We start from the raw sequence: 5,033 nt of genomic DNA, 5'->3' as shown, positions 1-5,033 counted from the left end.
CCAGACTTGCCGACAGATCGACCACGCCGCCAAGCCAATAACAGGCATCTCTCGGGCCTGTCTCAACTGCGCCATTGCTAATCGGCGGCCCTGGCCTGGATACTGATGTCAGAGAAAGCCCTGCGCTTGTCTTATCAGCCCATCCAGCCAGTCCTGATGGCCATTGAGCATCGGGTTGGGCCGGGTCGTGGCCAGGGCCTTGACGGGTGCTCCGTTCTGGGTCTCCTGCGTCAGGACACGCAAACGGTTGCCAGGCAGCATCTCAGCAAGCCAGGCATGATGCACGTCAAGCCGTGTCTCGGTGCCCTTCTCTCCTGCCCAGCCATGCCAGGCCAATCTGCCGGGTTTCCCGTGTTCGGGTGCCACATATTCCGTGACGCGGGCCTCAACAGGGAAACCGAAGGTTTCGAAGGCAAAGTGACATCCTGCCGATAATTGCGGGCCATCGTCGTTGTGAATACGCGGGTTGGCGGCGTTCGCGTAGTAGCGGGGCCATTCATCCGGATGGGTCAGAAGTGCCCACACGCTGAGCAACGGCACGTCAGCCACGATGCATTCATTGGAAACGAAATTATCCGCCAGGCCAGGTAGGTACCCCTGAGGCCAGAGAATGGCGTTCATCACAGGATAGGGGGTCATGGGGGTATCTCCTCTTCACTACTCCCTGAACTGTCAGATTTGTCCCATCATGAAAAATCATGATTGATGATCTGATCCATCACTTGATGTGATGAATCGAACATCCTTCATGGAGGGGAAAAGCTCTTATGGACAGGCTCGGAAGGCTCGATCTCACACAGCTGCGTGCACTCGACATGCTCGTCACCACACAAAGCGTCACCCGTACCGCATCCCTCATGAGCGTCACACAACCTGCCATAAGCAACATGCTTGCCCGGCTGCGTGAGACCTTTGACGATCCGCTCCTTGTGCGTCAGGGGCGGTCACTCGTCTGCACCCCCCGTGCCCTTGCCTTGGCCCAGCCATTACGTGCGATTCTGACTCAGCTCGATAGTCTGGCAGAGCCTGTCATTTTCGATCCGGCAACCGCCTCTCTTATCCTGTCTGTTGCCGCCACCGATTATGCGATCCACACGGTTCTCCTCCCCTTTATCGCCCGATTGCGGGTCGTGGCGCCTGGCATACGCATTGCCCTGCATGACCTGAACGGGGAGACAGCGCAGGACCATCTTGAACGTGGGGTTCTCGACTGGGCGTTGCTTGCCAGCGAAGCCTGCACGCCAGCGCTGCATGCACAAAAGCTTTTCCATGAGACATGGCTCTGTGCGACCCGTCTTGGGCATCCCGCTCTCTCCGGAGGCATGACACTCGACCGGTTCTGCAAGGCTGATCATGTGGTGGTATCGCCAGACGGAGGCGGCTTCGAGGCCATGACCGACGCTGCGCTGCGCCGTTTGAGCCTGAAACGCCACGTGGCCGTTTCGACCTCGGGCTTCCTCATGGTGCCTGATCTTCTGACCCGCACAGATCTTGTCGCCGTGCTGCCCTCACGCCTTCTGGCGACACGTCATGATCTGGCGGTTTTCGCGCCACCTGCGCCGCTCGTCCTGCCGGGGTTTGACAAATATCTTGTCTGGGGAGAGCGCACCCATCTGGATCCTGCCTACCGCGCCTTGCGTAAGCTGCTATCCGATACGTGCCATGACCTGGCACTTCCCTCTCCCAACCAGCACGACCACAGCCTGACAACCGAAATCATGCCAATCCGCGCGGGGTGAGAAAAATGGTGCAGACATAAAAAAAGCCCGGCGCGAAAGCCGGGCTTTTTCCTCGGATCAGACCGAGTAGTACATTTCGAACTCGGCCGGGTGCGGCGTGTGCTCGAACTTGTAGACTTCTTTCCACTTCAGCTCGATGTAGCTCTCGATCTGGTCCTTGGTGAAGACATCGCCTTCGAGCAGGAACGCGAAATCGGCTTCAAGGGCCTGAAGGGCTTCACGGAGCGAACCGCAGACCGTCGGGATCTGGGCCAGCTCTTCCTTCGGCAGTTCGTACAGGTCCTTGTCCATGGCTTCGCCCGGATGGATCTTGTTACGGATGCCGTCGAGGCCAGCCATCAGCATGGCGGCGAAGGCAAGGTAGGGGTTGGCGGTCGGATCCGGGAAGCGGACCTCAATGCGCTTTGCCTTCGGGCCTACCGAGTACGGAATACGGCATGAGGCCGAACGGTTGGCAGCCGAGTAAGCGAGCAGAACGGGGGCTTCAAAGCCCGGGATCAGACGCTTGTAGGAGTTGGTCGACGGGTTGGTGAAGGCGTTCAGCGCCTTGGCATGCTTGATGATGCCGCCAATGTAGAACAGCGCATCTTCCGACAGGCCAGCATACTGGTCACCTGCAAAGAGCGGCTTGCCATCGCGCCAGATCGACTGATGCACGTGCATGCCCGAGCCGTTATCGCCAGCGATGGGCTTCGGCATGAAGGTGGCCGTCTTGCCATAGGAATGGGCGACGTTGTGCACGCAGTACTTGTAGATCTGCATGAAGTCGGCCGACTGCACCAGCGTGGCAAACTTCGTGCCCAGCTCGTGCTGCGACTGTGCCACTTCGTGGTGGTGCTTTTCGATCGGCAGGCCCATCTCACCCATGGTGGAGAGCATCTCGGCGCGCAGGTCGCCTTCGCTATCGACCGGAGCGACCGGGAAGTAACCGCCCTTGACCACCGGACGATGGCCCATATTGCCTTCCGGGTAGTCCTTCATCGAGGCGTCGGGGCCTTCGATGCTGTCGAGCTGATACGTGCCGTAGTTCGGGCCCGTGCCGAACTTGACGTTGTCGAAAATGAAGAACTCGGCTTCAGGACCAAAGAAGGCGGTGTCACCCAGGCCTGTGGTCTTCAGATAGGCTTCAGCAGCCTTGGCCGTCGCGCGCGGGTCGCGGGCGTAGAAATTGCCGGTGCGGGGCTCGACGATATCGCAGATCAGGATCAGCTGCGGCTTGGCCGAGAACGGGTCCATGACGGCTGTGGTCGGGTCAGGCAGGAGCACCATGTCGGATTCGTTGATGGCCTTCCAGCCAGCAATCGACGAACCATCGAACATGAAGCCTTCAACGAAGGTGTCTTCCTCGATGGTGGTGTGCCACTGGGTCGTGTGATGCCACTTGCCCTTCGGGTCGGTGAAGCGCAGGTCAACCAGCTCGACGGAGTGTTCCTGCATCAGCTCAAAAACGCGCTTTACAGCGGCGCTGTCCGGCTTGCCCGGCTTGGGCGCTGCAATCGTGGAGGACGCAGCCTTGGACGCCGCGGCTGGAGCTTTTTTCGCCATTTGTCAACTACCTGTTTCTGCCTCAAGGGGCCGCACTGATCGGCTGCAAAACGATTAGGACAGGATTCGCGAACTGTCGAGTATTCCAAAGGTTTTTTACGCGTCTGACATAACGAAAAAGACCCTCTTCGAGCCCCATCCGACCCCCCATATCCCTTTCCGGAAGCAAAACGACGCATGACTGACCAACAAAAATAGCATATCGGAGCGTTTCGCTCCCTTATCGTTGTTTTTTTCTGCCTCGCACGCGACTGTGATGTGCCTTGACCGGTGGAGTCCCGGTTTCAACCGGGCTGACAGCCGGCAGGACTGCGAGGCCACGCCCCTTTCACACGACCGGAACCGTGTCAGGCCGCCATCGACACCATGAAGGTGCGACAGCATGCGGGATCGGGCCGATTTTACACCCCGCATTAAGCCGGTATCATGCCCTGTCCCTTTCCAGCGCAGGCCCGGCATGAAAAAACCAAACGCCTTTCTCAGCTCTTTGCCAACCACCATTTTCACCACCATGTCCCAGCTTGCCGCTGCACATGGGGCGGTGAATCTGGGGCAGGGCTTTCCCGATACGGAAGGCCCCGCTGCGCTGATTGATGCGGCTGCGGAGGCGCTGAAAGACCAGCGCAACCAGTATGCTCCCCTGACCGGCCTGCCTGAACTGCGTGAGGCGGTGGCGCGGGCCAATACCCGTGACTATGGCCTGCAGGTCGATCCGGCGCAGGAAGTGATTGTGACCTCAGGCGCCACGGAGGCGCTTGCCGTCAGCATGATGGCACTCATCGAGCCGGGTGATGAGGTCGTGCTGATCGAGCCGCTTTACGACACCTATCTGCCCATGCTGCGTATGCTTGGTGCCGTGCCGCGCTGTGTGCGGGTGGAAGCCCCTGACTGGCACCTGCCTGGAGCCGATCTGCGGGCTGCCTTTTCGGCCAGAACGAAGCTCGTTCTGCTCAACTCGCCCATGAACCCCAGCGGCAAGGTCTTCACCACGGACGAGCTCGATCTTATCGCCTCGCTTGTGCTCGAGCATGATTGCTATGCCCTGTGCGACGAGGTTTACGAGCATCTGACATTCGGGGTGAAACATATCCCGCTCATGACACGGCCCGGCATGCGCGAACGCGCCATTCGCATTGGCAGTGCCGGAAAGAGCTTCTCGGTGACCGGGTGGAAAATCGGTTACATTACTGCCTGCCCTGATCTCGCCGCCGTCATCGCAAAGGCTCATCAGATCGTCGCGTTTTCCAGCGCACCGAACCTTCAGCGCGCTGTCGCGAAGGGGCTGGATCTGGGAGAGGCGTTCTTCACCGAACTATCCGACAGCCTGCGCGCGCGACGCGACCTGTTTGCCAATGGGCTTCATGCGCTCGGCTTTCCTACCCTACCCGCTGACGGAAGTTATTTCGTCGTTGCCGACATTACCGCCCATGCCCGGGGACGCGATGACGTGACGTTCTGCCGCGATCTCGTGACCGAGGCCGGAGTCGCCGCTATCCCGGTCTCGGCATTTTATGACCCCGAGGGTGCGCCCCCACCGCGCCACCTGATACGCTTTGCGTTCTGCAAGACAGAAGCTGTGCTTCACGAAGCGCTCAGGCGTCTGGCTCTCTGCTACACACCGACCCCACACGGAGAACTTGCTCAGGAAGGTTGATAGGCTGTCATCTTGCGGGTCGACACACGCTGATCGAGCGGGGTGGGTTCCACACCGCTTGCCCCGTTGCCCCCCCCACTGCCCGCAGCACCATC

The 5,033-nt window shown here is 59.8% G+C and carries 4 protein-coding genes; 2 read left to right on the top strand and 2 right to left on the bottom strand.

Annotated features, from left to right (window positions below; translation table 11 throughout):
• Positions 1-108: 108 nt before the first annotated feature.
• Positions 109-639, bottom strand: coding sequence for an SRPBCC domain-containing protein (locus P792_RS26395; protein WP_235075434.1), 531 nt, complete (start codon positions 637-639; stop codon positions 109-111).
• A 128-nt stretch (positions 640-767) separates the two neighbouring features.
• On the opposite strand from P792_RS26395, the gene P792_RS26390 reads away from it, so the two are divergent.
• Positions 768-1,739, top strand: a complete 972-nt coding sequence (locus P792_RS26390) for a LysR family transcriptional regulator (protein WP_023978323.1) — start codon at positions 768-770, stop codon at positions 1,737-1,739.
• A gap of 57 nt (positions 1,740-1,796) precedes the next feature.
• Here P792_RS26390 and glnA read toward each other — a convergent pair whose 3' ends face one another.
• A complete protein-coding gene (gene glnA, locus P792_RS26385) occupies positions 1,797-3,284 on the bottom strand; it encodes a type I glutamate--ammonia ligase (RefSeq protein ID WP_023978322.1) in 1,488 nt (495 codons plus the stop codon).
• Between the two features lie 457 nt (positions 3,285-3,741).
• Here glnA and P792_RS26380 point away from each other — a divergent pair, with 457 nt between their 5' ends.
• Positions 3,742-4,938: an aminotransferase gene (locus P792_RS26380; protein WP_023978321.1), complete on the top strand. Its 1,197-nt coding sequence runs from the start codon at positions 3,742-3,744 to the stop codon at positions 4,936-4,938.
• Positions 4,939-5,033 lie beyond the last annotated feature (95 nt).

The sequence above is a fragment of the Asaia sp. SF2.1 genome (assembly GCF_000505765.1).
GTDB classification, from domain to species: Bacteria; Pseudomonadota; Alphaproteobacteria; order Acetobacterales; family Acetobacteraceae; genus Asaia; species Asaia bogorensis.
Note: the sequence above shows the minus strand (reverse complement) of the source record. Positions and strands in the feature narration are given on the sequence as shown.